Raw genomic sequence first — 25,611 nt, 5'->3', positions numbered from 1 at the left:
CCTAGCTCTGAGTCAGTGCATTACTGTTGTAATGTACTATATGCCAATTAAACAGAAATTACAAGTGAAATATAGAAAAAATTATCCCTCAGTTCGGAAAACTTTATTAACTTGGTGTGGTGTTATATACAGAACAGTCAATGTTGTGGCATAATAGGGCTATCAAGTTTAATTCGAGAGACGAAAGAGTTTTGGGGGTTTTGGTAGATGAGGACAGTTTTTTCACGTGCGTTGCCATATAAATGGCCGATTGCTATTGCGTTATGTTTGATGTTAATTGAACTTAGTGTTGAGTTAGTTCAACCGCTGCTCATTGCAAAGATAATTGATGACGGGATCGTTACGGGTGATGTGAACGTCATTTGGACTTTTGGGGGAGTCATGATGCTTCTGGCATTCGTTGCCTTTTCATCAGGTGTCATTAACTCTTATTTCGCGGCACATGCGGCACAAAGTTTTGCCTTCGATTTAAGAAAAGCGCTTTTTCGCCAAGTGCAAACTTTTTCAATGGCCACCTTTCTTCGGTTTCCAACTGCGGGGTTAATCACTAGGTTGACAAGCGATGTGACGATGGTGCAAAACGTCCTATTCATGTCACTCCGCATTATGTTGCGCGCTCCGCTTACGGTCATCGGTAGTTTGGTTATGGCGTTTGTGGTGAGTCCCAGATTAGCGCTCTACTTAGTAATAGGTGCACCGGTTTTGATTGTATTCCTTTATTTTATGGGCCGGACAGGGGTTAAGTATTTTACGCGCATCCAAAAGAGGCTTGACGGTGTAAACCGGGTGATTCAAGAGAATCTGCAAGCTGTAAGACTTGTCAAAGCATATTTGCGCGGATTGTACGAGGCGAGCCGATTTTCAAAAGTTGCGGATATGCTTCGTAATGACACTGTAAAAGCGATGCGCTTGATGGAGTTAATACTACCGATTCTACTACTCATCATGAATGTTAGCTTAATGGCGGTTCTGTGGTTTGGTGCGATTGAAGTTCGTGACGGGGGAGCAAAAGTAGGGGAGCTTGTTGCGGTCGTTAACTATGCGATGCGTTTAACAGGGGCATTCTCGATGTTTGCATTTATCATTGTTGCGTTTTCGCGTGCAAAAGCCTCTTCTGAACGAATGGAAGAAGTGCTCCTTGCCGATGAAGATCTTGAAATACATAATTCAGGGGAATTAAATCCCAAAAGACTCGAGGGAGATTTACGTTTTGAAAATGTATCTTTCAATTATCCAGGCAAGCCTGAACCAATCTTGGATAATGTGTCATTTCATGTATTGCCAGGTGAAAAACTCGCCATCATGGGCGCGACAGGGTCTGGTAAATCGACATTATTGAACTTGATTCCGCGGATATTCGAAGCAACTGAAGGAAATGTTTTTGTTAGCGGTAAAGAGGTCAAAGAGTGGCCACTAAAAGATTTACGAGACACGATTGGACTTGTTCCGCAACAATCGATTCTCTTTACGGGGTCGATATTAGAAAACTTGTCATGGGGCGATACCGAGGCTTATGATGATGAACTGATTGAAGCAGCTAAAAAAGCGCAAATCCATGATTCGATTGATTTGTTTCCTAAAAAGTACGAAACCCGCGTTGGGCAAAAAGGCGTGAATTTGTCGGGTGGGCAAAAGCAACGTTTGTCCATTGCAAGGGCCCTTGTTCGAAAGCCGTCCATTCTAATCCTTGACGATAGCACGAGCGCGTTGGACGTAAAAACCGAAATGGAATTATGGGATGCACTTGAAAAAGAAGATGCGACAATGCTCGTCGTGACACAAAAGATTTCAACGGCAAAAGGTGCTGATAAAATTCTACTACTCGATGAAGGTCGCGTTGTTGGGTACGGCAAGCACGCGGATTTAATGAAACAATCAGCGCTTTATCAGCGAATTGAAAAGTCTCAAACTGAAGGGGAGGTGGAGACTCATGTTACGCGCGATTCGTAAACCTTTTGGTTATGAGCCGATTTTAACGAAAGAAGATATTAAAGGTCCCGGCAGAAAAAAAGGAGAACGAGCGAGTAACTGGAAGTTTGTTCTTCATCAAATCTGGAAACTCGTCGATGAACAACGTGCGCTTTTACTGACTGTTCTAGCGCTAGTTTTCGTCAGCTCGGCTTTAACGCTTTTAGGCCCTTTCATGGTTGGGAAAATCATTGACAGGCATATTGTCACTTCGCAGTTTGATGGGCTCGGCGCGAAAATAGGCATTCTTATCACAGTCTACATCGGTTTATCGGCATCCATGTATTTCCAAAACTATTGGATGGTCGGTATTGCACAACAAACGATTTACCGTCTGCGAACAAATTTATTTTCTCACTTGCAAAAGTTGCCGGTCACATTTTTTGATAAACGACAACACGGCGAGTTAATGAGCCGAATGACAAACGACATAGAAAACGTTAGCCAGACATTGAATACATCTTTCATTCAAGTGTTCTCGAGTATTCTTACATTGACGGGAACGATTGCGTTGATGCTTTACTTAAGTCCGCTGCTTACGTTATTGACGATGATTATCATCCCAATTATGTTTATCGCGCTACGTTGGATTACACGTCGAACAGGTAAGCTTTTTAAAGAACAGCAACAAGCCGTTGGGGCATTAAATGGAATGATAGAAGAAACGATTTCCGGACAACGCATTGTCAAAGCATTTTCACAAGAAGAGCGTGTCATGGAAGAATTTACAGAAAAAAGTGATCGTCTCCGTCGCACGGGATTTTGGGCATTGACCTATTCGGGTTTTATTCCAAAAGTCATGAATATGCTTAACAATGCTAGTTTTGCAGTCGTTGCAGGGGTTGGCGGAATACTAGCATTAAAAGGAGATGGACTCGTTACAATCGGGACGATTGTGATTTTCTCTGAGTTGGCGCGTCAGTTCACGCGGCCATTGAATGATTTGGCCAACCAATTTAATACTGTATTATCAGCGCTTGCTGGAGCAGAACGCGTTTTTAATATTATGAATGAACCCATTGAAGAAGATCATGCGACGGAACATAAAGACACAATTCTAAAAGGCGACGTCGAATTTAGAAATGTATCATTCGGGTATGCAGTTGATACAGACGGCTATACGATTAAGGATGTTTCATTTCATGTGAAAGCCGGAGAAACAGCGGCGATGGTTGGCGCAACCGGGGCAGGGAAGACAACAATTATGCAATTGCTCGCACGGTTTTACGAGGTTAATAAGGGTGAAATTTATATTGATGGCATCCCGATTAGCGAATTACCGAGACAAACGCTTCGTAGTCAAACTGCATTCGTTCTGCAAGATCCATTTTTATTCGAAGCGACTGTTTTTGAAAATATACGTTACGGGAAATTGGATGCCACGGACGAAGAGGTTATTGAAGCGGCGAAAAAAGCGAATGCGCATAGTTTTATTAGTCGTTTGGAAGACGGTTACGATACCGTTCTCACTGCCGACGGAGGAGAGATATCGCAAGGACAGAAACAATTGCTGTCAATCGCGCGCGCACTTGTGGCAGATCCTGCCATCTTGCTACTTGATGAAGCGACAAGTAGTATCGACACAGTGACTGAACTTGAAATCCAAGAAGCGCTTGATCGGTTGATGGAGGGTCGAACAAGCTTCGTCATCGCGCATAGGCTGAATACGGTTCGCAAAGCGGACACGGTATATGTCCTGGAACAAGGCGAACTAATCGAATCAGGCAATCAAACGGAGTTGATTGAGCGCCAAGGTGTTTATTACGACATGTTGTTGGATTCGAAAATCTAATACAAAAAAAGGCTACGGAATCCGTAGCCTTTTTTGTATGAAGCTAATTACTTTCTTGGACAGTAAAAGTGGTATTGTCGTCGAATGTTACTTCAAGGTCAAATTTTGAATAATCCTCTATGTTTAGATATTCAAGCATTTCCCTAATTACTTGTTCCTTGGGTCTATCTTTAGCCAATTTAACATCCATAAAGAACTCATTGATGGCATTCATAGCATCTTCATCTTTTAAATCAAAGTTCTCAATGTTATTCTTGTATTCAGCTTTGAATGTATCGTTCTTTTTATCTACTTTGTACTCAATATCTATGGCGTCTTTTCCATCGATGTCGATCTCAAGATCAAAGTCTAACAAGCCGTAGCCAGCACCATGAAAAAGTGAACCGGCCGGGTCTTCAACCTCAGCGGATATAGTTGGTTCATCTCTGCTTTCAACAGAACTTTTATTGTTATTTCCACAACCAACAATTAGTAAAACACTTGCGAAAATGGTTGTCATAAGGAATTTGGATTTTCTCAATCGTTTCACTCCCTTTCGTAATCATCCCTTTACTAGTATTTTTACCGCTAATTCAGGAAACTAAACAAAAACGAGTTGATTGAGAGGGAGGAACCTTTTACCATTTTGCAATATGATCTTCGGCGCAACCGAGCATTTGACGAATATGTAGAATCGAGTCGTCTTGTAAACGTACGTGACCATTGAAATATCCGATTAGTTGATTCACCTCTGTACGAAATAACTTGGCATCTGTTTTGGAGATTCGTTCGAAAAAAGGTGTAAACGTTAAATTAATATTATCCGTAAATTTTGTTTTGATTTTCCATGGCTTCATATAACGCTGATCATCATAAGTGAAAAGCACATCCTCATGCACTTTTGTCATCTGACCATCAACAAAAATCGCATTTTCGGTCATTCCGGTCCCATCCGTCCATTGGCCACCGAAGTTAAGTCCAATGCGACGCCCCCCTAAACGTTGGGATGCCATTGCCCAATTCCAACTCGCATGGCGCGGCCAAATCCCGCGACCGAAATTAAGCACCGAAAAACTATAGTCGGCGTTAAAGTCATACCGCTGTTCGCCAATCTTAACAAATCCATTCGTCGGTAATATGTGTTGCTTCGCTGTAAATTGATAGATATTACGATTTTTTGGAATGACAACGTTCAGCGTTTCATCTTCTGGTGGATGAAAGATGTGAAGGTCAGCGTGAAGGACGTCATTATCGAAATCTGGTATGGAAACGGAAAGATGGGTTTCATTTTGAAGGTGAATCATTTGAATGGACATCGTATCGTCAACGAATTTGATGCTATCCAGTACATCTTCGAACAGCTTTACTCTTCGACCGCCGGGAATTGTAATTCGTTTTTCGAAAAATCGTGCCGTTTCAAAGTTTAGTACATACACGAAGCAAACCGCCGCGTAATCAAGATGGGTAATGGTGGCGGAAAACAGAATATCTTCTCCGAAAACGCACCAAGAATTCCACTTTTTCTTTCTCATAAAGTTTTTGCTTAAATTACTTGTGATTAACGGACGCCGGGAAAAGCCAATTGCTTCTGGGTTAAGGAGCCCTTTATCATCACAAAGAAGAACAGGTTCAGTAATTTCTCTTTCAAAATGTTGCATCGCCGCATCTCCCTGCCTATTGTCTTCAAACGAAAATTTTGCTATACTATCATTGTACCAAATTTAAGGGGGCTTAGCTCAGCTGGGAGAGCGCTTCGCTGGCAGTGAAGAGGTCGTCGGTTCAATCCCGATAGTCTCCATCAATATAATTGCACCTAAACCTTGTGGATATTGAGGTTTGGGTGTTTTTTTGTTGTTCTAGAGAGATTCATATGTTTTGGTCGTTTGAATCGTTGCTATAGTCGCTTCGGTGTCAGCATTGGTTGTTTGTATAAGCGCGTTAGTCGGTTGCAAGTTTGTATTGGTCGTTTCGAGAAAATACCTTAAATGCTCTGGCTTGATTCATGGGGATGGTTGAAAACTCATAGATTGGAACAGGAGGAGATCAGTGGTGTACGACCGGTTAGCTGCTGTGCGGTATGCGGATAAATGGTGGGATGGCTATAATCCAGCTTATCCGAAGTTCGAAGTTGACGACTGTACAAATTATGTTTCACAATGTCTGCGGGCGGGCGGGGCACCGATGTGGGGCTATCCAAATCGGGAAACGGGATGGTGGATTGGCGGCGGTAAATGGAGTTTGAGTTGGTCGACGCCGCATTCACTTAGATGGTATCTTGCAGGATCCAAACGCGGTATGACAGCAACACAGGTTGGCTCTGCAGAAGAGTTGGATCTCGGCGATGTCATCGTCTATGATTTTCAAAACGACGGTAGATATGACCATTCAACGATTGTGACTGCGAAAAATGGCTTAGAGTCGCTTGTCAATGCGCATACGTATAATGTGAGGCATCGCACTTGGGACTATAAAGACTCGTATGCATACAGGCCGAATGCCAGATATATCTTTTACAAGATCAATGATAACTTCACGTGAAAAAAGCAGCCCGTAAACTAACTACGGGCTGCATTTTTTATTCTTCATACCACAAAACTGCAAGCGTGCCTTCGCCGGCGTGAACGGCAAGCACTGAACTAATATCTCCGATTTCAACTTCCACATTAGGTACCTGTTCTATAATCAGCTTTTTCAAATGCTCGGCTTGCTCTGGAACATTTCCTTGCATCAAGTAGATTTTATTAACACCAGCGCGGTGTCCATCAGCTACTTTGTCGATTAAATATTGCAAGGCTCTTTTTTCGGAACGTACTTTATCGATTGCTGTAAGTTCTCCCTCTGTGGAAATTTGAACAATTGGTTTCACTTTTAACAGACTACCTAAGTAAAACTGAGCAGCACTCATGCGTCCGCCCTTGTATAATTGGTCAAGTTTACCGATGAGAATGAAGTTGGTGCATTTACCAACCATGTTGTCTAACGCTGCTTTAATTTCTAGAACCGTTGAACCATTTTCATGCATTTCCATTCCACGTTGAATTAATCCTGTAAGCCCATAGGAAAGGGAAAGGGAGTCGACAAATGTGATTGGAAAACCAGCAATTTCAGCTCCACCTTGAGAAGATGCCAACGTACCACTCATTTTTGCGGAAACATGGACTGCAATTGCTTCTTCGTAGTTCTCAGCGATTTCTTTATATCGCTCAGAAAATTCGCCTGCGGAAGGTTGTGACGTTTTCGGAAACTCTTCCGCATTCTTAATTTTCCCGTACAATTGCTCTGGCGTTAGATCAACGCCATCAACGTATTGCTTTTCTCCGAAATGTATATTGAGTGGCACCGAAAAGAAATCCGGATGTTGTTGTAGCTCCTCGGAAACATAGGCAGTACTGTCTACAATCCACGCTAATGGTTTTTTTGTCACTAGTAAAATCATCCTCTATAATCGTTTTTTCTACTAATAACATTATACCACGGAAAGCAATATACGTGTATATCAATATTATGCACTATTCTCATAACGTTTCAGGAAAAACAACAAGCGTGATTGGAAACGGGAGTCTGAATAATGCTATATTCAGACTCCCGTAAAATTTATTTCTTTAAATCACTTTTACTAATGTTTTCAATTTCATAGTAATAATCACCTATCACACGAAGACCTTGATCAAAGTTTTCCAAGTGGAAATGCTCGTTTGGCGCATGGAAGTTTTCGGTTGATAAGCCAAAGCCCATAAGAACCACCGGCAACTCCAATATTTCATCGAACGCCGCAACGATTGGAATGGAGCCACCGCCGCGCGTATACGCTGTCGGTACATTGTACACTTTTTCGTACGAACGGCCCGCCGCTTGAATAGCTGGATGGTCGAATGGTGTGATGAAAGGTTTGCCTTTATCGAATTCAGTAACCGTTACGGTAACACCGGTCGGTTTGTTTTTTTCAATATGAGCTTTTAGTTTTTCAACGATTTCATCGGGATCTTGGTCTGGCACAAGCCGACATGTAATCTTTACGCCAGCTTCAGCAGGTAAAACAGTCTTGATGCCTTCACCGGAAAAACCGCCGAAAATACCGTTTAGCTCGAGCGTAGGACGGGCCCATGTGCGTTCAAGGTATGAAAAACCTTTTTCGCCAAATAACCCAGGCACATCAATTTCATCTTTCAAATCTTCCTCGTCAAATCCTAGCGCTTCATAAGCTGCACGCTCCTCGTCGCTCAATGGACGCACATTGTCGTAAAAACCTTCTACTGCAATCGTTCCTTCTTTATCACGGAATGATGCAAGCAACTCGACAATCGCGTGAAGTGGGTTTTGAACCCCTCCGCCATATAACCCAGAATGCAAGTCGCCTTTAGCACCTTTGACATCGACTTGAACACCGCAAAGTCCGCGAAGTCCATAACAAACGGCTGGTTTGCCTGGCCCTTGCATGCCGGTATCAGAAATGACAATGACATCTGCGGCGAGCTTGTCTTTATTATCAACAATATAGCTCTCTAAACTTGGGCTCCCGATTTCTTCTTCGCCTTCTATTAAAAACTTTACGTTCACTGGGAGGCTGCCTGATTCTTTCATTAACGCCTCCACCGCTTTAATATGCATGAATACTTGTCCTTTATCATCACTTGCGCCGCGTGCATACAACTTATTGTCGCGGATTTCAGGTCCAAAAGGAGCGCTATCCCATAATTCAAGGGGATCAACCGGTTGTACGTCATAATGGCCGTAAACGAGAATCGTTGGTTTGCCTTCTGCATGTAACCAGTCAGCGTAAACGACAGGATGGCCATCCGTCTCATCGATAGAAACGTTTTCAAGTCCAGCCTTGGTCAATGAATTCACTAACCACTCTGCAGCTTGTTGCATATCTGGTTTGTGTTCAGATAAAGCGCTAATACTTGGAATACGTAAAAAATCATTTAATTCCTCGAGATGTGTTTCGCGTTGTTCGGTGAAATATTGGTCTAGTTTTTCTAAATGCGTCAATCAAATCCCTCATTTCAATAAGTTTACCTTCTAAAATTATTATAGCAGAATTGTGTGAAATGAAGTTAAATTGTCATGTGTTTGATTGTAATTATGGTATGATATGGGGAAATAAACTAAAATCAAATTTATACATAGAAAAACACCCCTAGGAGGAATATAGTTTTGTTTTTCGCACTCGGATTCTTTTTAATCATGTCGTTCTTTCTTTCGGGAAGCGAAACGGCACTTACCGCAGTAAATAGGATGAAGGTCCAGCTTCGAGCTGATCAGGATGATGAGCGATCAAAAAAATTGCTCAATTTAATTTCGAAGCCGGACCGAATGATAACTGCGATCTTAATCGGTAATAATATTTCCAATATAATGATGCCAACAATCGTAACGATGATTTTTATCGATAAAGGCTGGAAAGTTGGCGTTGGGACTGGTATTTTAACGGCCGTGATTATTGTATTCGGTGAAGTGTTGCCGAAGACGATTGCTGCAACATTTGCAGACCGTGTTGCCTATGTGGTCGCACCGACAGTTTCGCTGCTGGTCAAAATGTTGACACCGCTCACTGCGCTTCTTGCAATGTTTACGAATGTTTTCATCCGCATTATTTCAAAAGGAACAGTTACGGAAGCGACATTGACGAAGGAAGACCTTAGATCAATGGTGGACCTCGCAACAATTGAGGGAACCTTTGAACAAGACGAAACGCTTAGGTTAAAAGGAGTTCTTGACTTTCGAGACAAAGACGTTTGGGACGTCCTTGAAACCCATCGCACGGATGTCGTCGGTTTACCGCTTACGGCCACTTACGAAGAAGTCCGCGATACCATTTTAGAATTTTTTTACACGCGCTACCCGGTATATGAGGAAAGTATGGATTCCATAGTCGGGATGTTTTATTCGAAAATGTTTATCGAATGGTCATTAGAGCCTGAACGAAAGCTTGCAGAATTCATTGACCGCGATATGATATATGTCGTTCAAACAGCTAGTGTAGAAACTGTATTTAAAATGATGCTTTCGCAGAAAAAACATATGGCCGTTGTGCTTGATGAATACGGAGGAACGCTTGGGATTGTCACGCAAGAAGATATTATCGAAGAAATGATTGGACAAGACATTGAAGACGAAACCGATATGGAAGATGAAGTGCTGATATATGAAAAGACAGATGACTCTTTAACATGTCATGGTCGACTAGAAATTGTAGATGCTATGGAACTAATCGGGATTGAATTGCCGACGGATCATGAAACGATAGGTGGATTTGTTCTCCAACAACTTGGACATTTGCCAGAACCTGGCGAACGATTTACATATGAAAATTTGCGGTTTGAAATAGAGGAAATGGATCGAACTAGGATCATTCGCATGACAATTACGGCGGAACGAGAAGAATAATTTCTAACCTTACAAGTTTGTAAGATTGCTGAAAGAGAATACGATGGTTCAATTTGTCTTTATTGCTGATAATAAGGTTAATAGCAAAAAGACAGGGGCGACAGTAGTGATGAAGAATAATCTTGATGACTTGTATGAAGAATACGGTCGGTATATCTATCATCTATGTTTAAAATTAACGCGAAATAAAGAAGAAGCTGAAGACGTCATGCAGGACGTCTGGGTTAAAGTGATTCGTTACAGTGATCGATTGGATACGATTGATCATTTAAAAGGATGGCTTACGACCATCTGTATGAATACGTTCCGTGATCGCTACCGAAAAAATGTAAGGCATAGCGAACATGTGATGAACCAACCACCTACACTTGACGTTCCAATCCTCGATTTGGTTCCAAGTAATACATTAACGCCTGGTGAAATTGTTGAACAAAATGATATCCAGTCAATCGTACGACAGAAAATTGATAAATTAGATGAAATCTATAAAACAACACTCGAATATTTCTACGTCTATCAGTATTCACTCAATGAAATTGCGGAAGAAATGAAAGTTTCCATCGGAACAGTTAAATCTCGACTATTTCGTGCAAGAAAATACTTGAAAGAATTATTGGTAGAAGACAAAGCAGCATACGAATATGTAATAGCCTAACAAACACAGCCCATTCAACGGCTGTGTTTTTTGTTTGCGATTTGTTTATGCACGAACTTCAAGGGGAACATATCCACTAACTATAGTTTTGGAGCGGAGATGTTTAAGTGCAAACGAAGAAAAAGAAAATAATACTTGGAAGTATAGGCGTATTATTTCCCATATACATCGCAACGATATTATGGCATACATATAAGCCTTTACCGCCTGGTCTCATATACGAAGGAAAATTACATTATACAGACGACGTACAGATGATTATAGATTTAACATATGCGCAAAATGAAGATGGAGACGACATGCAACATGAACTACATATCTTCGATGAAGTGAACCAATTAATTGAAGATGCCGAGCAATTCATCGTTCTGGACTTTTTCCTCTTCGATCATTATTCAGACGAAGACATTGAATTTCCGAAAAATGTAGAGACATTGACTGCGAATTTAGTAAAGAAAAAAGAAATGAATCCGAAAATGCCAATCACCTTCATCACAGACCCGGTTAACACAGGATATGGTTCCTATGAAATTAAATGGTTCGATCAAATGGAAGATGCCGGCATAGATGTCGTATACACAGACTTAGATCAGCTTCGTGATTCAACACCCGTATATTCAGGACTTTATCGAACAATTTTCAGATGGATGGACGTGAAAGGGAAAGGGTGGATTCCCAACGCAATGGCAAGCGAAGCCCCGAAAATGACACTTGCATCCTATATGACGTTATTGAATATAAAAGCAAATCATAGAAAAGCTATTGTCACGGATAAAGAGGCCATCGTAACCTCTTCAAATCCCCATAACGCGAGTGGTTTTCACGGAAATGTCGCGATGAAAGTAAAAGGGTCGGTTTTAAACGATATATTAGAAGCTGAAGAGGCAGTGGTGAACTATACGAATGGCGGCACATTGCCGCGAGTAAAAGTCGAAGAAAAAACGGACGGGAAATACCAAGCCCAATATATAACAGAGAAGAAAATACTCGACGCCATGCTAGGCGATATCGCAAGAGCGCAAAAAGGCGATCGAATTTTACTTGGAATGTTTTTCATTGCCGAAGAACAATTGGTAGAAGCACTTGTAAATGCAGCAAATCGTGGGGTAGAGGTGAACATGATATTAGACCCTAACAAAAACTCGTTCGGCAGGGAAAAAACGGGTCTTCCAAATCGGCCCGTTGCACAAAGAATGCGGGAAGACTCGGATGGAAATATTGATATTCGCTGGTACAACACAGTAGTCGGTCAATATCATACAAAGCTCGTCGTCATTCAAACCGCTGATAAAACATACATTTTCAACGGCGCCGCAAATTTAACTGAACGCGCATTAAATAACTATAACTTGGAATCAAACCTTCGCGTCATCGCACCAAATGACAGCGAACTCGTTCAAGACATCGATACTTACTTTGCGAGACTATGGAAAAACGAAGATGCCCTATACACCGTCGACTTCGAAACGTATCAAGACGACTTTACGTTTTTACAACGAAGTATTATTTGGTTGCAGAAACTTTTTAAGTTAACGACATACTAAGAAGGATTAAGTAGTTCTGTTGATTACCCTAAATGATGCAGGTGGAAAGTCCCGACTTGCAAGCAAAATCATATAAGTGCAAGCAAACCGCAATAACTGCAAGCAAAATTAAAACAACAATCGTAATCAAAAAAAGTCGCCTACAGGAGGCGACTTTTACATCATATCATGATTCAAATTCAGCAAGTTTTTTATTCAACATCGCAAGTTTCTCTTCCATTGCGCCCAGGCGGACTTCGGATTTGGCTACGAATCTATTTTGACCGACAGATTCTAGCTTTTCGATGTCACCTTGTAAATTGACATATTCCATTTTCAGCTCTGCGATTTCTCGTTCGATTTGTTTTTTATCCATGGGAAAAACTCCTATCTTTTTCCCAACTATATCATATCGGAGGTACTTTTTCCTGTCTTTTTCAGGGTGCTTCGCTTCGGATATTCGAGAAGGTAAAGAATTGCCTCGCAGACCATTTCTTTACCTTCTCCTAGATTAAGCGCAACTTGACGCTCAATCGCTTTCCGCCTAAGTGGATCGTGAAGTAGCGGCTCCATGATTGCATTTAGTAGACTCGATTGCTTAATTTTTCTTCCCGGTCCAAGATGGACAAAGCCATGTTTTTCCTTTGGGAAATCCAATGCGGTTTCAAAATCATTTTGCGCCAACACAATACATGGAATGCCCATAACTGCGATTTCATATGGCAAATAGCCTGAAGCACAAAGAATTACATCCGCCGTAGATAAAAATTCAGCTAATGAGGCAGGTTGTTCTTTGATGAATGTATTCCGTCTTCCCAACGCCATTATCCGTAGTTCGGTTTTGTCGTGCTTATAGTTTTCACCTAAAAGCACGGTAACCTTAAGTGGAATCTGTAACTGCAACATATGGCGAAGTGCACGGTACGTCAAGTTACCTAAATCTTCATCGCCAAATGTGATGACGAGATGCGGGAGAGGGCGAGTAGGTGATTTCCCCAATCCAATATGTTTAAATGAAGACACTTGTTCATCTGCGATAAAAGTTTCCGGTCCGACAACGTAATGCTCATGCGGTTTATCATTGCTTTCCGTGTAAAGCGTTTGAATAACCATGTCGGCCAACTCACCGCCGCCTCCGAAATCATCAAAATGGATGATTGAAGGAACGATTTTACGAATCTTATCAACTTCTTCTTGTGTTGTGGATCCGCTATCGCGAACGAGCAGATTCGGTCTGGTCTTTTCAAGAATGCTAACTAACTCTGAACTATTTTTAAGTGAGATGGTTTTAAATCCTTCAGGGGCAGGGTGAGATCCTTTTTTAAGAATAAATATAATTTCAATTGTATCGGGTAATGCCTCTGCAAGGACTTTTGCCCGTCGAATAGGGTATGTCCCTTTTCCTTCCGTGTCCTGAATGTAAAAAGCGATCATCAATTGCGGTAGTTTGTCTATTGGAATCATCCTTCCTAATCCAAACGTTTTTATTATCTCTTTATCGTATGGTTAGAAAAAATAATTTATGTATTTTTGGGGTTGTACAGAACTAATATTGTGTTAAACTAGTTATTTCATTCAGGACATGAGGAGGGGACCCGTTGTTTGATTCATTATTGTTTGACTTAATGCTCGTCGTTCTGATCGGCATATTGTCGCAATGGGTAGCGTGGAGATTCCGAATGCCGGCAATTGTTGTCATGTCAGTGGCAGGGCTTCTAGTCGGTCCGATTTTCGGATTAATAAACCCGCAGGAAAGTATGGGAGATTTATTTGGTCCAATCATCACATTTGCGGTAGCGCTCATTTTATTCGAAGGAAGTTTAAACCTCGATTTTAAAGAAATTAGAGGATTCAATAAACCGGTGCTGCGAATCATAACAATCGGTGCATTTATTGCCTGGATTGCTGGTTCACTAGCAGCACATTATGTAGCTGGATTGTCGTTATCCGTTTCATTTATTATCGGGGGCTTATTCATCGTTACTGGCCCGACGGTAATTTTGCCGCTTCTAAGGCAAGCGAAACTGAAACCGCGTCCCGCTGCGATTTTGAAATGGGAAGGGATAGTTGTTGATCCATTCGGTGCACTTCTAGCTGTTTTTGCTTTCGAATTTATTCGATTCGTAGACGGGGAAGTGACCTTTAACTCATTTCTATTATTCTTCGCAGCATCTATTTTTGCGGTTATTTTGGGATGGGGCGTGGCTCAGATTCTTGGGATTGCCTTTGAACATGGAAGAGTTCCGGAATTTTTAAAGTCGCCTGTTTTATTTGCGGTCGTAATTTTCACTTTCGTATTTTCGGATGAAATCATGCCGCAAACCGGACTTCTTGCAGTAACAGCAATGGGGATGACGATGGCGAATATGCATTTAACGTCAATCCGGGAAATCCGTCACTTCAAAGAGAATATTTCAGTGCTCTTGATTTCCGGAATATTTGTCATGTTGACGGCTTCGTTAAATCCAACAGTGCTCATCGAAATTTTTAACTCGAATATCATCCTATATGTTCTTGCGATGTTATTTATCGTTCGTCCATTGTCGATTTGGATATCAACGATTGGCACTGATTTGACGGCGAGAGAAAAATTGCTTGTCGGATGGATTGCACCGCGCGGTATCGTGGCACTAACCGTGTCTGGTTATTTTGCTACTATATTATTAGAACAGGGATATCCTGATGCGGAGCTACTGACTGCGTTAACGTTCGCACTTGTTTTTTCTACAGTTGTACTTCACGGATTTACAATCGGACCACTCGCGAAAAAGTTGAATTTAACAACGACAGAAGAATCAGGAATTCTAATTGTCGGGGGAAGTCGATTTGCAGCTGAATTTGCGAAGTCGGTAATAGAAACAGGCAATGAAGTTATCATTATCGACAGAACATGGGCGGGGTTAACACATGCCCGAAAGTTAGGGTTGAATAGTTTCGTCGGCGATATTCTCTCGAGAAAACTTGATTATGAACTGGATTTGACGCCGTATCGATTTATGTTAGCGATGTCGAAAATTGATACGTACAATGCGCATGTCTGCGAAGACTTCGAACCGGATTTCGGTCGTGACCACTTGTACCAAACGGCATTTCATTTCAATCATGAAAATATGTCATCGACAGTCTCAGGCGGAGCGACGCTCTTTACACCGGCCATCTCTATATACGATCTTGAAGACCGAATCAACACAGGTCATGTCATCCGAAAAACATTAATTACAAAACAATATAGCTATACCCAATATTTACGCGAACGCGATGACAAATCAATCCTGCTTTACATCTTGCGTGCAGACAATTCGATAGAATTCTTCACACCAGACGTTGAATTGTCAGCACAAGCGGGGGATACAATCATGTCATTAACCTCACCTGCTAAAACAATCGAGAAAGTTAAAGAAAGACTCGATGTGGAAAACGGTGAATCGCAAATTCCGATTGAGAAAATTGAAGAATTATTTACGAAATAAAGATGAAGCTGTCACCCTTTGAGGAGGGTTGGCAGCTTTTTTCATAATAAGCTTAATCTACATAAGTTCCAGTCGAATATTCAATACCTTCTTCACCTACATATTTTCTAGGCGCCACTTTTTTCAATGTATAAGTGAATCCCTGCTTGCCAGTTACCTCAATCGTATACATATTATCATTCTTTTTAACACGATAATTGGTAAACTCTCCCGCCTTTAAAGACGATTCATTTATCTTATATTTCGTCAACGCCTCTTCTTCACCTAGGTCTGGGTTGTACTCAAAACCAAAACTTTGGAATCGATCATAAACGATAAGTGAGCCTTTGCTGAATAAAATTTCAAAATTAGTAGGGCTTGTTGTACTCGTTTGTTTTAATAGGGTTTCATCCCAAGAAGCCGTGACATCCGTTATCAGACCTCCGTTTACGGAAGACTCACCTGTACCTATATAACTTTCATTGTTGATTAAAACGAAAACACCAATACCGACTAAGAATAAAACAACAATCGAAACGATCGTTGGAAGCCAGGATTGAATGTTAAATCCTAGTTGGCGCTGGTTCGGTTGGAAAATATGGCGGCGTGAATTTTCTTTCTGTGTAACAGAGGGGTGAAATGATTGACCAAGCGTTTCCAAGCCTTTCGTAATGTCATCATCAGATAAGTGATTCATTTGTAAATCCTCCTTTCTCCAATTCCTTTTTAAATGCGGCGAGTGCCCGTGACAGACTCATTTTTACTTTCCCTTCTGACCAATTCAGAATGGACGACGTTTCTATTGTGGAAAAGCCTTGTATCCTTCGCAATATAATCACTTGCCGGTAGCTAGGCTTTAATACACGAAGTGCCTCATAAAATTGCTTTTGCTGCGAATTAAGAAGCGCAATTTTCTCCGGAGAGGTATCGTCTTTGAGCATATTTAAATCGATAAAATACGTTAAAGGGTTTTTCTTTCTGAAATAACTTATCGTTGTCGTATACGCAATCCGGAAAATCCATGTTTTAACGGATGATTGGCCTTTGAATTGTTGTTCACTCGCAACAACTTTCAAAAATGTCTCTTGTGTTAAATCCTCTGCAGTATGCGGATCTTTGACTAGCAATAAAATATAACTATAAACGGCACCAAAATAGTCATCAAACCATTTTTCACTCGACATCCTTTTCACCTCACTCTACTTACTTAGACGCAATCTATAAAATTCCGTAACGAAATATACTAATATTCAAATCCCATACATCGATTGTATCAGTTAAAAAATCTTTTCCTTATTTGTTGTTAGTTCTAATTTGCTTGCACTTTCACCATGTTTGGTTGCACTCAATCTGCTTTTGCTTGCAGCAACACATCATTTGCTTGCAACTCAGGACCTCTGAACTAGTTACTCTGCGCAATAATTCTTCCAAATCCTGTTCATTCGCCCGACATGCACCAAACGCCAATCTCCTCTATAATAGAACTATGTAGAAAGGGGATTTACCTATGTCTAAATCACTTGTATTAGCTGAAAAGCCCTCTGTCGCGCGTGATATTGCGCGCGTACTTGGCTGTAATAAAAAAGGAAACGGATTTTTAGAAGGAACAAAATATATTGTCACATGGGCGCTTGGCCATTTGGTGACACATGCCGATCCAGAAGGGTATGGCAATGAATTTAAGGAATGGAAACTTGAACATCTTCCGATTATTCCAGACCCTTTCAAACTCGTACCCATTCGTCAAACGACGAGACAATTCAATGCGGTGAAAAGCCAGTTGCGTAGAAATGACGTGTCAGATGTCATTATCGCAACGGATGCGGGGCGTGAAGGAGAACTTGTTGCACGTTGGATTTTAGAACAAACAAAATGTAGAAAGCCTGTCAAGCGTTTATGGATTTCATCCGTGACAGACAAAGCCATTAAGGATGGATTCAATAATTTAAAACCAGGCCGCGCTTATGAAAATCTTTACGAAGCAGCAGTTGCACGTGCGGAAGCAGATTGGGTTGTCGGTATAAATGCGACGCGAGCGCTAACTGTTAAACATAATGCACAACTTTCAACTGGGCGTGTTCAAACGCCAACGCTTGCCATGATTGCAGAACGTGAAAAACAGATTAACGAATTTAAACCAAAAGCTTATTACGGTATGCAGGCAATTACTGAAAAAGCAACATTTACATGGCGCGACAACGCCGGTCAAACGCGCTCATTCGATAAAGATAGCATTGAAAAACGACTCAGAGATCTAGACGGCGTTCATTCCGGGGAAATTAAAGACGTTAAGACGTCACCGAAATCACAGCCGGCACCTCATTTATTTGATTTAACAGAGCTTCAAAAAGAAGCACATAAACGTTGGTCTTGGTCAGCAAAAGAAACGCTTTCGACACTTCAAAATTTATATGAACATCATAAAGCCGTGACGTATCCACGTACGGATTCAAAACATTTAACGTCGGATATGGAAGGCACTTTGAAAGAGCGTATTAAAGCAGTCGATTTTGGTCCATTTCGTAAAACGACGAATGCACTTCTTCGTTCAGGAACGATTAAACCGCAAAAAGGCGTAATCGACGATAAAAGAGTTTCAGATCACCACGCGATTATACCGACAGAGGAAACGCCGATTTATCAAAAGTTATCAGATCGTGAACAACGACTTTACGAATTAATCGTTAATCGTTTCCTAGCAGTCTTCTTTGGCCCATTCCGCTATGACCAAGTAACAGCTGAGCTAGTCGTTGGGAATGAAACATTCAATGCAAGAGGGCGGACGGTTACGGATGAAGGCTGGAAAAAAGTATACGCATCAGCCGATGATGCTGTTGAAACGCTGCCTTCATTCAAAAAAGGCGAAGAAGTAAAAGTTCGAGCGGTGACGATGACAGAAGGAAAAACAACTCCGCCTGCACGCTTCAATGAAGGAACCCTTCTTGCAGCAATGGAAAACCCGACGCAATTCATGCAAGGTGAATCGAAGGATTTAATCAAGACAATTGGTGAATCGGGTGGACTGGGAACAGTTGCGACACGCGCAGATGTGATTGAAAGATTGTTTAAGTCATTCGTCATAGAGAAAAAAGGAAATGATATTTTCACGACGTCAAAAGGACGCCAACTTCTTGAATTAGTACCTGAAGATTTGAAGTCTCCAGCACTCACAGCAGAGTGGGAACAAGGCTTGACGAAAATCGCCAATGGGAAAATGAAAAAAGCGGACTTCATGAAAGACATGATTGCTTTTTCAAAGCAAGCCGTCACGGAAATTAAAACGGACGATAAAAAGTTCAGGCACGATAATGTCACAGGAAGAACATGTCCGGATTGTGGAAAACTTCTTCTCGAAGTGAACGGAAAACGTGGGAAAATGCATGTTTGTCAAGACCGTGAATGTGGTTATCGTCGCAGTATTTCAAGGCAGACAAACGCGAGATGTCCTGTTTGTAAAAAACGATTGGAACTACGAGGAGAAGGCGATGGCCAAATCTTTGTTTGTTCTTGCGGACACCGAGAAAAACTATCTGTATTTGAAAAACGTCGTAAAGAATCGGGCAATCGTGCAAATAAACGAGATGTCCAAAAGTATATGAAGAAGCAAGAAGAACCAGAAAACACCGCAATGGCGGAAGCATTGAAAAAGTTATTCGATAAATGATAATAGGCTGCCGCAAACTGGCGGCCTTTTACATAAGGAGTGTCTACTCTTGGCAAAACCAAATAAAGCTGCAAAAACAAATGCTGTACGAATTCTAGACGGTGAAAATATTCATTACGATTTAATGGAATACGATGTGAGTGATGGTCAAGTGGATGGTGTATCTGTTGCGCAAAAAACGGGGCAAGCAGTTGAAGCCGTGTATAAAACACTTGTGACCAAGGCAAGTCAAAAGGAACTCTTCGTATTTTTATTGCCAGTCGCCCTTGAACTTGATCTGAAAAAAGCGGCAAAAGCGGCGGGTGTAAAAAAACTTGAAATGCTTCCATTAAAAGATTTAACAAAAGAAACCGGATATGTCCGTGGAGGTTGTTCGGCGGTCGGCATGAAAAGGAAATATCCGACTTTTATTGATGCAACTGCGTCGGAATTGGACGAAATCATAGTAAGCGCAGGTCGACCAGGCGTGCAGATGAAACTATCGCCGGAAGATCTACGGGAAGTAACGGAAGCTCTCTATATAGATATTGTGAAAACTCAGTAGCAGTTTGAACAGGGAAAGAAGGACTTGAATGAGAAAGATATTATTTTGGAGATGGGCGTTCTATCTATTTGGTATGTTAGTTATGGCACTTGGCGTCACAATGACGATTAAAGGGTATCGTCTAGGAATCGGGCCATGGGACGTGCTGCATGTCGGTTTGTTTAAAAAGTTTGGACTTACGATTGGTACTTGGAGTATCCTTTTAGGTCTAACAATCGTGACAATAACAGCAATTATCCTCAAAGAGCTACCTAAAATCGGTACATGGCTCAATATGCTCTTAATTGGTTTGTTTATCGATATGTTCAACTGGATGATTCCAGAAATTGAAACACTCACCGCGCAAACAGTGATCTTTCTTCTCGGTGTTGTCGTAATGAGCTACGGTGCAGGCATTTATGTGTCACCCAATATTGGCGCTGGACCGCGTGATAGTTTAATGCTTGTCATCGTTGACAAATTCGGAACAAGTCTTAAAAAAGCGCGCACCATCATCGAAATTCTCGCCGCATTAGCGGGCTGGATACTTGGTGGTCCAGTCGGTATCGGAACAGTGATTGTCGCCATCGTAATCGGTCAAATCGTCCAGTATTCACTACCGCAAAGTCGAGCACTCCTCTTGAAGATTATCGGTGAAACAGACGTAAAGGTTTTGTTATAAAAAATAAAGTACAGGTGGAATTTATTTATAATTCTTCTCCTGTGCTTTTTTCTTAATCCAGTTTTTTTCAATAAGTTTATAAACTTCTCCAGTATATTGAAGTCTGCAGTTGATTGGAGTGGAAAGCGCCCCCCCGCAACGGAAATCAACGGTCTCCCAGGCATTTTTTATTCCGAACAAATCAAGCCGTGCTTTTTTAGGTTGTCCCTGCATAAGCTTACTGTATGAAATCGGAAAGGGAGTGCGCGACATGTATGGTTCAATAACGAAGTACATGGGGACAGCTTATACAGGTCTAGGAATCTCACATAAATACGATGAACTCATCGCATCGGCAGACGAAACGGTGTTTTTAAAATGCCCGCCAACAACTTCTTTATCAACACTCTTACACAACACGGGTATGCACTTTGTAAAACGTGGATTTGATATCGACAAATTTATGAATCCGGCACAACCAGATATTATCGACGCGGTTTTCGTCAAAGAACCCAATCTGCTCTTCATCCAGGCATCGCATCCAGTGGCACTTGAACCTTCAGATATCGGAGGGCGCCATCGAGTCGTTAGCTTTTATGACATGTACGACGAGCAAAAACTGCGCGAACATAATGGATTCATAGCCAAAACCCTGTCGGAAGCCGAAACAGCATTGGAGAAATCATTAGGTGCATTGGCCGAAGCGAAAATAATACATGACGACTGGGAAGCGTTGAATATTAAACGCATGAAATGGCACGAGCATGAAAATCTTATTAAATCATTGAAGGAAGAGTTATTTGGGATGATCCGTTTAAACAAACAATCGACCATTTCACATCGACTCATCGGATCCTTAACCTCCGGCGGCGCTTGCGATTTTATACCTTCAATTACAAGCCAGGTAAAACGTCGAATGCTGATTAAAGGACTCCCTGGAACAGGAAAGTCGACTTTAATGAGAGCGCTCGGAAAAGAGGCTGAATCGAGAGGATTTGACGTCATTTATGGTTGGTGCGGCTTGGATCCTGTTGGCATCGACCTCGTTTTATTTCCGGAGCTATCCATTTGTTTTTTAGATGCGACTCAGCCTCATGAATATGATCCCGAATTAAAAGGCGATGAAGTCGTTGATTTGGTGTCGATGTGTGAAGAAGATGAAGAAATCGAAGAACAAATCATTCCAATCAGCAATGTCTATCGAGAAAAAATCTTAGATGCAGCCGGCTATATGCAAGCCTTCGCGCAAGCAGAAAAAGGCGTCAAAATCGCAATGGATTCTGCGATAAAAGACATCATCTTTCAGGAGAAATCTGAAAAGCTCATAGCGCCGCACTGACAGGTAGCCGGACTGTATGGTACTATGAAGGCATATACAGTCTGAAAGGAAGAGTGCCTTGTCTAAAAAATTAGATGCATTTTTAACAGAAAACTTGGAAGAACTTCGCGAGGCGGGATTATACAATGAAATCGATCCTGTTGAAGGACCAAATGGCGCAACAATCAAAATTGGCGGGAAAGAGTTAATCAACCTTTCTTCAAATAACTATCTTGGGCTTGCAACAGACGAAAATTTGAAAAAGCTTGCGAAAGACGCAGTCGATAAATACGGGGTGGGTGCAGGTGCTGTTCGTACGATTAACGGAACACTTGATATTCACATCGAACTTGAAAAGAAACTAGCTGAATTTAAAGGAACAGAAGCGGCAATTTCTTATCAATCAGGATTCAACTGTAATATGGCAGCCATTTCAGCAGTCATGAACAAAAACGACGCGATTCTTTCTGACGAATTAAACCACGCTTCCATCATTGACGGATGCCGTTTGTCCGGCGCAAAAATTATTCGTGTAAATCACCAAGACATGGACGATCTTCGTGCGAAAGCAAAGGAAGCAACAGAATCTGGTTTATATGAAAAAGTCATGTATATTACGGACGGCGTATTCTCGATGGACGGCAATATCGCGAACCTTCCTGCAATCGTGGAAATTGCGAAAGAATTCGACCTCATCACTTACGTTGACGATGCGCATGGTTCAGGCGTAACTGGCAAAGGAAAAGGAACGGTAAAACATTTCGGTCTTGAAAAAGAAATCGACATGCAAATGGGTACGCTATCAAAGGCGGTAGGTGTTGTCGGCGGTTATGTCGCTGGTAAACAAAACTTAATCGATTGGTTGAAAGTTCGCTCACGCCCATTCCTATTCTCAACAGCCGTCACACCAGCAGATGTTGCAGCGACAATCGGCGCATTGCAAAAAATTATTGATTCGACAGAACTTCACGATAAACTATGGGAAAACGGCGACTATTTAAAAGCGGGTCTTAAAAAGCTTGGCTTTGATATCGGTGCATCCGAAACGCCAATCACGCCATGTATTATTGGAGAAGAAAAACTATCACAAGAATTTTCAAAACGTTTAATGGAAGAAGGCGTTTACGCTAAATCCATTGTCTTCCCAACAGTAGCAAGAGGTAAAGGCCGCGTTCGAAACATGCCAACCGCAGCTCATACGAAAGAAATGCTAGACGAGGCATTGGCTATTTATGAAAAAGTAGGGAAAGAACTAAACATAATTTAATGGAACCAAATAGATAAAATACCAAAAAGAGTCCTAATTTGCATATCAATTAGGACTCTTTGCTTTGCCTATACACCAACTCTTTAGGCATTACCATCCAAGAAGTCTTGTAATTCTTTTTCTGTTTCAGATTTTAGTTCCTTCAGCTTCAATAGTGTGAATTGTTCCTGTTTGGATAGAAAAGAATTAGAGTTGATTTGATTAAATAATTCATCAATATTTTTTGTTAACAAATCCACACAAATAGTAGCAGCCTGATTGTAACCATCCATAAATATCTCATTTTTAACATTGGTTACCGAATCATTGAAGACACTTTTCAAAAACTTCCCCATCACCATTCTCCTTTGCAGTTTGTTAAAAATGAATCTAAATTTATTCTATTGTTATCAGACCGGAATTATCACGAAATCCTTTTTGAAAAAATAACAAAGCACCGCTAAATGCGATGCTCTAATTCGATCGTAACTCGCTTATTCAATTTACGCCGTCGCATCGTTTCCCATGCGTCTCATCGTATGGAACAGGACAAATCGCTGTATCCCCAGCGCGCTCTCAATTGATTTATTCGCTTCAATTTTGAAAGCATTCATATCCCCGCGCTTTTTCGCATCAGCCGCTTTTAGTGAATGAATCATCCACGGCGTCTCAACCTTTTCTGCAAATTCAATAGAATCCATGAATTTCCCTTTTAAAATATAAGCATAAGCTTTGTAATAGTAGCGATGGTCATCGCTTTTGATTGCCTCAGCATGCTGCAATAATGCCTGTGAATCATTCTTTAGAATGGCAAGATTCGCACCGTAAATATCATGCATATCTTCTTCACGATATGTATTCATGATTTTCTTCAACGCAACTTCGACGTCTTGGTCAGTCCCATTCGCCAGTGCATAGGAATAACCGAAAATAGGTCGTTTATGGTTATTGCGTACATAACGGCCAATTGCTTTAATCGATTTGGATTTATAAATCATATGCGCCGGCCAAAACGCAGTAAATATGAGGTAAGAAATAATAATCAACACAAATATAAGCGACTTTGGAACGCCGTAGGAAATTAAGACGAATGAAAGTAGGGCGACTACGGTAAGAATAATAATAAAACGAAAAACTTTAGAAAAAATAGATGGTTTTTTGGACAATTCTCCACACCTCGAGTTTTCTTTTAGTATACCAGAACTAATAGGTAAATAATGTTGTCTTTTCTGCATGAACATTTTATAATGAAGAAAAGTTATCACGCGCATGTTTTACTAAGTAAATATTTACAGTGTCCTTTCCAAAAATACAAATGACCGCGAACGAAAGGGGTAATAAATTTGAAGAAAATAATTGTCACTGGAGCGCTAGGCCAAATAGGTTCCGAGCTAATTACGAAGCTTCGATCTGAATACGGTGTGGATAATGTATTAGCAACAGACATTCGTCATCCAAACTCAGACGCAGCCGTTGAAGGCCCATTTGTAATCCTAGACGTTACTGACGCCAAGAAAATGCACAAACTCGCAAATGATTTCGGAGCTGACACCATGATGCATATGGCCGCTCTTTTATCTGCAAAAGCAGAAGAAAATCCGATGCTCGCATGGAACTTAAATATGGGCGGGCTCATGAATGCGCTCGAAGTCTCCCGTGCATTAAATCTGCAGTTCTTCACACCAAGCTCGATTGGCGCATTCGGTCCGACAACACCGAAAAAAGGTACTCCACAAGAAACCTTGCAACGCCCAACAACAATGTACGGTGTAAACAAAGTAGCGGGGGAGTTGCTCTGTGATTATTATTTCAATAAATACGGACTGGATACCCGAGGCGTCAGATTCCCTGGGTTAATTTCCAACGTTGCCAAACCAGGCGGAGGAACAACCGATTACGCGGTCGATATTTATTATAAAGCACTTGAAGAAGGAAAGTATACATCATACATCGCCGAAGGAACTTATATGGACATGATGTACATGCCCGACGCCCTTCAAGCAATTGTCGATTTACTAGAAGCAGACCCAACGAAACTTGTTCACCGTAACGCATTTAATGTCACAGCGATGAGCTTTGAACCCTCTGAAATCGCAGCATCCATAAAAAAACAACTTCCAGATTTCGAAATCGCGTATGAAGTCGATCCAATCCGCCAAGCAATCGCCGACAGCTGGCCAGACGCCATCGACCCATCAGCCGCAATCAAAGAATGGGGCTTCAAAGCTCAGTATAACCTAGATGAAATGACAATCGACATGCTAGACAAATTAAAATTAAAACTAAACACCTAATACTGAAAAACCGTGAGCAAAGTGAACTGCGCCCTAAATTTCGGACAGTTTAATAAAAGACCGGCTGCTTTTTAGGCAGCTATAAGATGGCTTCGATATTCAATCGGAGTCATCTTTTTTAGATTCCATTGTCTTCTTGATTCGTTGTA

At 41.3% G+C, this 25,611-nt stretch carries 23 protein-coding genes and 1 tRNA gene; 14 read left to right on the top strand and 10 right to left on the bottom strand.

All coding sequences use genetic code 11. From position 1 onward, the window contains the following. Positions 1–207 precede the first annotated feature (207 nt). The gene (locus J4G36_RS11745; protein WP_210470555.1) at positions 208–1,950 is read left to right on the top strand and encodes an ABC transporter ATP-binding protein; all 1,743 of its coding nucleotides are present in this window, start codon (positions 208–210) and stop codon (positions 1,948–1,950) included. Next, complete coding sequence (locus tag J4G36_RS11740; RefSeq protein WP_210470554.1) at positions 1,931–3,760, top strand: ABC transporter ATP-binding protein; 1,830 nt, start codon at positions 1,931–1,933, stop codon at positions 3,758–3,760. Before J4G36_RS11745 ends, J4G36_RS11740 begins: the two co-directional genes overlap by 20 nt. A 43-nt stretch (positions 3,761–3,803) precedes the next feature. Here J4G36_RS11740 and J4G36_RS11735 read toward each other — a convergent pair whose 3' ends face one another. Then, complete coding sequence (locus J4G36_RS11735; RefSeq protein ID WP_210470553.1) at positions 3,804–4,259, bottom strand: YusW family protein; 456 nt, start codon at positions 4,257–4,259, stop codon at positions 3,804–3,806. 118 nt (positions 4,260–4,377) lie between these two features. After that, positions 4,378–5,397, bottom strand: coding sequence for a DUF2804 domain-containing protein (locus tag J4G36_RS11730; RefSeq protein WP_210470552.1), 1,020 nt, complete (start codon positions 5,395–5,397; stop codon positions 4,378–4,380). A 67-nt stretch (positions 5,398–5,464) separates the two neighbouring features. Between J4G36_RS11730 and J4G36_RS11725 the strand changes: the two genes are divergently transcribed. Then, positions 5,465–5,537, top strand: a tRNA-Ala gene (locus J4G36_RS11725). Positions 5,538–5,788: 251 nt separating this feature from the next. Then, the gene (locus J4G36_RS11720; RefSeq protein ID WP_210470551.1) at positions 5,789–6,277 is read left to right on the top strand and encodes an amidase domain-containing protein; all 489 of its coding nucleotides are present in this window, start codon (positions 5,789–5,791) and stop codon (positions 6,275–6,277) included. Positions 6,278–6,314: 37 nt separating this feature from the next. Here J4G36_RS11720 and J4G36_RS11715 read toward each other — a convergent pair whose 3' ends face one another. Further along, entirely contained in the window at positions 6,315–7,163 is an 849-nt protein-coding gene (locus J4G36_RS11715; RefSeq protein WP_210470550.1) for a DegV family protein, read from the bottom strand. A gap of 170 nt (positions 7,164–7,333) precedes the next feature. After that, positions 7,334–8,731, bottom strand: a complete 1,398-nt coding sequence (locus J4G36_RS11710) for a dipeptidase (protein ID WP_210470549.1) — start codon at positions 8,729–8,731, stop codon at positions 7,334–7,336. A 165-nt stretch (positions 8,732–8,896) separates the two neighbouring features. On the opposite strand from J4G36_RS11710, the gene J4G36_RS11705 reads away from it, so the two are divergent. From J4G36_RS11705 to J4G36_RS11695, 3 genes are all read left to right on the top strand, one after another. Continuing rightward, on the top strand, positions 8,897–10,129 hold the full coding sequence (locus tag J4G36_RS11705; RefSeq protein ID WP_210470548.1) for a hemolysin family protein: 1,233 nt from the start codon (positions 8,897–8,899) through the stop codon (positions 10,127–10,129). A 109-nt stretch (positions 10,130–10,238) separates the two neighbouring features. Then, positions 10,239–10,784 carry an RNA polymerase sigma factor gene (locus J4G36_RS11700; RefSeq protein WP_210470814.1) on the top strand — a complete coding sequence of 182 codons (546 nt, stop codon included), beginning with the start codon at positions 10,239–10,241 and terminating at the stop codon, positions 10,782–10,784. Between the two features lie 107 nt (positions 10,785–10,891). After that, positions 10,892–12,328: a phospholipase D family protein gene (locus J4G36_RS11695; protein ID WP_210470547.1), complete on the top strand. Its 1,437-nt coding sequence runs from the start codon at positions 10,892–10,894 to the stop codon at positions 12,326–12,328. Between the two features lie 166 nt (positions 12,329–12,494). Here the strand turns inward: J4G36_RS11695 and J4G36_RS11690 are convergent, their stop codons facing one another. Continuing rightward, positions 12,495–12,683, bottom strand: coding sequence for an SE1832 family protein (locus J4G36_RS11690; protein ID WP_210470546.1), 189 nt, complete (start codon positions 12,681–12,683; stop codon positions 12,495–12,497). Positions 12,684–12,709: 26 nt separating this feature from the next. Further along, positions 12,710–13,741: a PseG/SpsG family protein gene (locus J4G36_RS11685; protein WP_210470545.1), complete on the bottom strand. Its 1,032-nt coding sequence runs from the start codon at positions 13,739–13,741 to the stop codon at positions 12,710–12,712. A gap of 164 nt (positions 13,742–13,905) precedes the next feature. On the opposite strand from J4G36_RS11685, the gene J4G36_RS11680 reads away from it, so the two are divergent. Then, positions 13,906–15,777: a cation:proton antiporter gene (locus J4G36_RS11680; protein ID WP_246880590.1), complete on the top strand. Its 1,872-nt coding sequence runs from the start codon at positions 13,906–13,908 to the stop codon at positions 15,775–15,777. Positions 15,778–15,829: 52 nt separating this feature from the next. Here J4G36_RS11680 and J4G36_RS11675 read toward each other — a convergent pair whose 3' ends face one another. Both J4G36_RS11675 and J4G36_RS11670 read right to left on the bottom strand, forming a co-directional pair. Beyond that, positions 15,830–16,453, bottom strand: coding sequence for a hypothetical protein (locus J4G36_RS11675; protein ID WP_210470544.1), 624 nt, complete (start codon positions 16,451–16,453; stop codon positions 15,830–15,832). Next, a complete protein-coding gene (locus tag J4G36_RS11670; RefSeq protein ID WP_210470543.1) occupies positions 16,437–16,940 on the bottom strand; it encodes an RNA polymerase sigma factor in 504 nt (167 codons plus the stop codon). The genes J4G36_RS11675 and J4G36_RS11670 overlap by 17 nt, the downstream gene beginning before the upstream one ends. Before the next feature lie 323 nt (positions 16,941–17,263). Between J4G36_RS11670 and J4G36_RS11665 the strand changes: the two genes are divergently transcribed. The 5 genes from J4G36_RS11665 to J4G36_RS11645 all read left to right on the top strand — a co-directional run bounded on the left by J4G36_RS11665 (position 17,264) and on the right by J4G36_RS11645 (position 23,189). Next, a complete protein-coding gene (locus tag J4G36_RS11665) occupies positions 17,264–19,420 on the top strand; it encodes a DNA topoisomerase III (RefSeq protein ID WP_210470542.1) in 2,157 nt (718 codons plus the stop codon). 49 nt (positions 19,421–19,469) lie between these two features. Next, positions 19,470–19,964: a Cys-tRNA(Pro) deacylase gene (gene ybaK, locus J4G36_RS11660; protein WP_210470541.1), complete on the top strand. Its 495-nt coding sequence runs from the start codon at positions 19,470–19,472 to the stop codon at positions 19,962–19,964. 28 nt (positions 19,965–19,992) lie between these two features. Continuing rightward, positions 19,993–20,625 carry a YczE/YyaS/YitT family protein gene (locus J4G36_RS11655; protein WP_210470540.1) on the top strand — a complete coding sequence of 211 codons (633 nt, stop codon included), beginning with the start codon at positions 19,993–19,995 and terminating at the stop codon, positions 20,623–20,625. Positions 20,626–20,875: 250 nt separating this feature from the next. After that, positions 20,876–21,943: a hypothetical protein gene (locus J4G36_RS11650; RefSeq protein WP_210470539.1), complete on the top strand. Its 1,068-nt coding sequence runs from the start codon at positions 20,876–20,878 to the stop codon at positions 21,941–21,943. Between the two features lie 58 nt (positions 21,944–22,001). Beyond that, positions 22,002–23,189 (top strand): glycine C-acetyltransferase, encoded by a 1,188-nt coding sequence (locus J4G36_RS11645; protein WP_210470538.1) that lies wholly within the window; start codon positions 22,002–22,004, stop codon positions 23,187–23,189. 83 nt (positions 23,190–23,272) lie between these two features. Here J4G36_RS11645 and J4G36_RS11640 read toward each other — a convergent pair whose 3' ends face one another. Continuing rightward, complete coding sequence (locus J4G36_RS11640) at positions 23,273–23,524, bottom strand: hypothetical protein (RefSeq protein WP_210470537.1); 252 nt, start codon at positions 23,522–23,524, stop codon at positions 23,273–23,275. 147 nt (positions 23,525–23,671) lie between these two features. After that, positions 23,672–24,334: a hypothetical protein gene (locus J4G36_RS11635; RefSeq protein WP_210470536.1), complete on the bottom strand. Its 663-nt coding sequence runs from the start codon at positions 24,332–24,334 to the stop codon at positions 23,672–23,674. A gap of 177 nt (positions 24,335–24,511) precedes the next feature. Between J4G36_RS11635 and J4G36_RS11630 the strand changes: the two genes are divergently transcribed. Further along, positions 24,512–25,462 carry an L-threonine 3-dehydrogenase gene (locus tag J4G36_RS11630; protein ID WP_210470535.1) on the top strand — a complete coding sequence of 317 codons (951 nt, stop codon included), beginning with the start codon at positions 24,512–24,514 and terminating at the stop codon, positions 25,460–25,462. Positions 25,463–25,611: the final 149 nt, after the last annotated feature.

This window comes from Sporosarcina sp. 6E9, assembly GCF_017921835.1.
Lineage (GTDB): Bacteria > Bacillota > Bacilli > Bacillales_A > Planococcaceae > Sporosarcina.
Note: the sequence above shows the minus strand (reverse complement) of the source record. Positions and strands in the feature narration are given on the sequence as shown.

Coding starts and splice junctions, on each gene's coding strand:
- J4G36_RS11700 (WP_210470814.1), top strand. CDS start 10,239: ATGAAGAATAATCTTGATGACTTGTATGAAGAATACGGTCGGTATATC.
- J4G36_RS11640 (WP_210470537.1), bottom strand. CDS start 23,524: ATGGGGAAGTTTTTGAAAAGTGTCTTCAATGATTCGGTAACCAATGTT.
- J4G36_RS11690 (WP_210470546.1), bottom strand. CDS start 12,683: ATGGATAAAAAACAAATCGAACGAGAAATCGCAGAGCTGAAAATGGAA.
- J4G36_RS11730 (WP_210470552.1), bottom strand. CDS start 5,397: ATGCAACATTTTGAAAGAGAAATTACTGAACCTGTTCTTCTTTGTGAT.
- J4G36_RS11665 (WP_210470542.1), top strand. CDS start 17,264: ATGTCTAAATCACTTGTATTAGCTGAAAAGCCCTCTGTCGCGCGTGAT.
- J4G36_RS11740 (WP_210470554.1), top strand. CDS start 1,931: ATGTTACGCGCGATTCGTAAACCTTTTGGTTATGAGCCGATTTTAACG.
- J4G36_RS11650 (WP_210470539.1), top strand. CDS start 20,876: ATGTATGGTTCAATAACGAAGTACATGGGGACAGCTTATACAGGTCTA.
- J4G36_RS11735 (WP_210470553.1), bottom strand. CDS start 4,259: ATGACAACCATTTTCGCAAGTGTTTTACTAATTGTTGGTTGTGGAAAT.
- J4G36_RS11670 (WP_210470543.1), bottom strand. CDS start 16,940: ATGTCGAGTGAAAAATGGTTTGATGACTATTTTGGTGCCGTTTATAGT.
- J4G36_RS11675 (WP_210470544.1), bottom strand. CDS start 16,453: ATGAATCACTTATCTGATGATGACATTACGAAAGGCTTGGAAACGCTT.
- J4G36_RS11685 (WP_210470545.1), bottom strand. CDS start 13,741: ATGATCGCTTTTTACATTCAGGACACGGAAGGAAAAGGGACATACCCT.
- J4G36_RS11745 (WP_210470555.1), top strand. CDS start 208: ATGAGGACAGTTTTTTCACGTGCGTTGCCATATAAATGGCCGATTGCT.
- J4G36_RS11655 (WP_210470540.1), top strand. CDS start 19,993: ATGAGAAAGATATTATTTTGGAGATGGGCGTTCTATCTATTTGGTATG.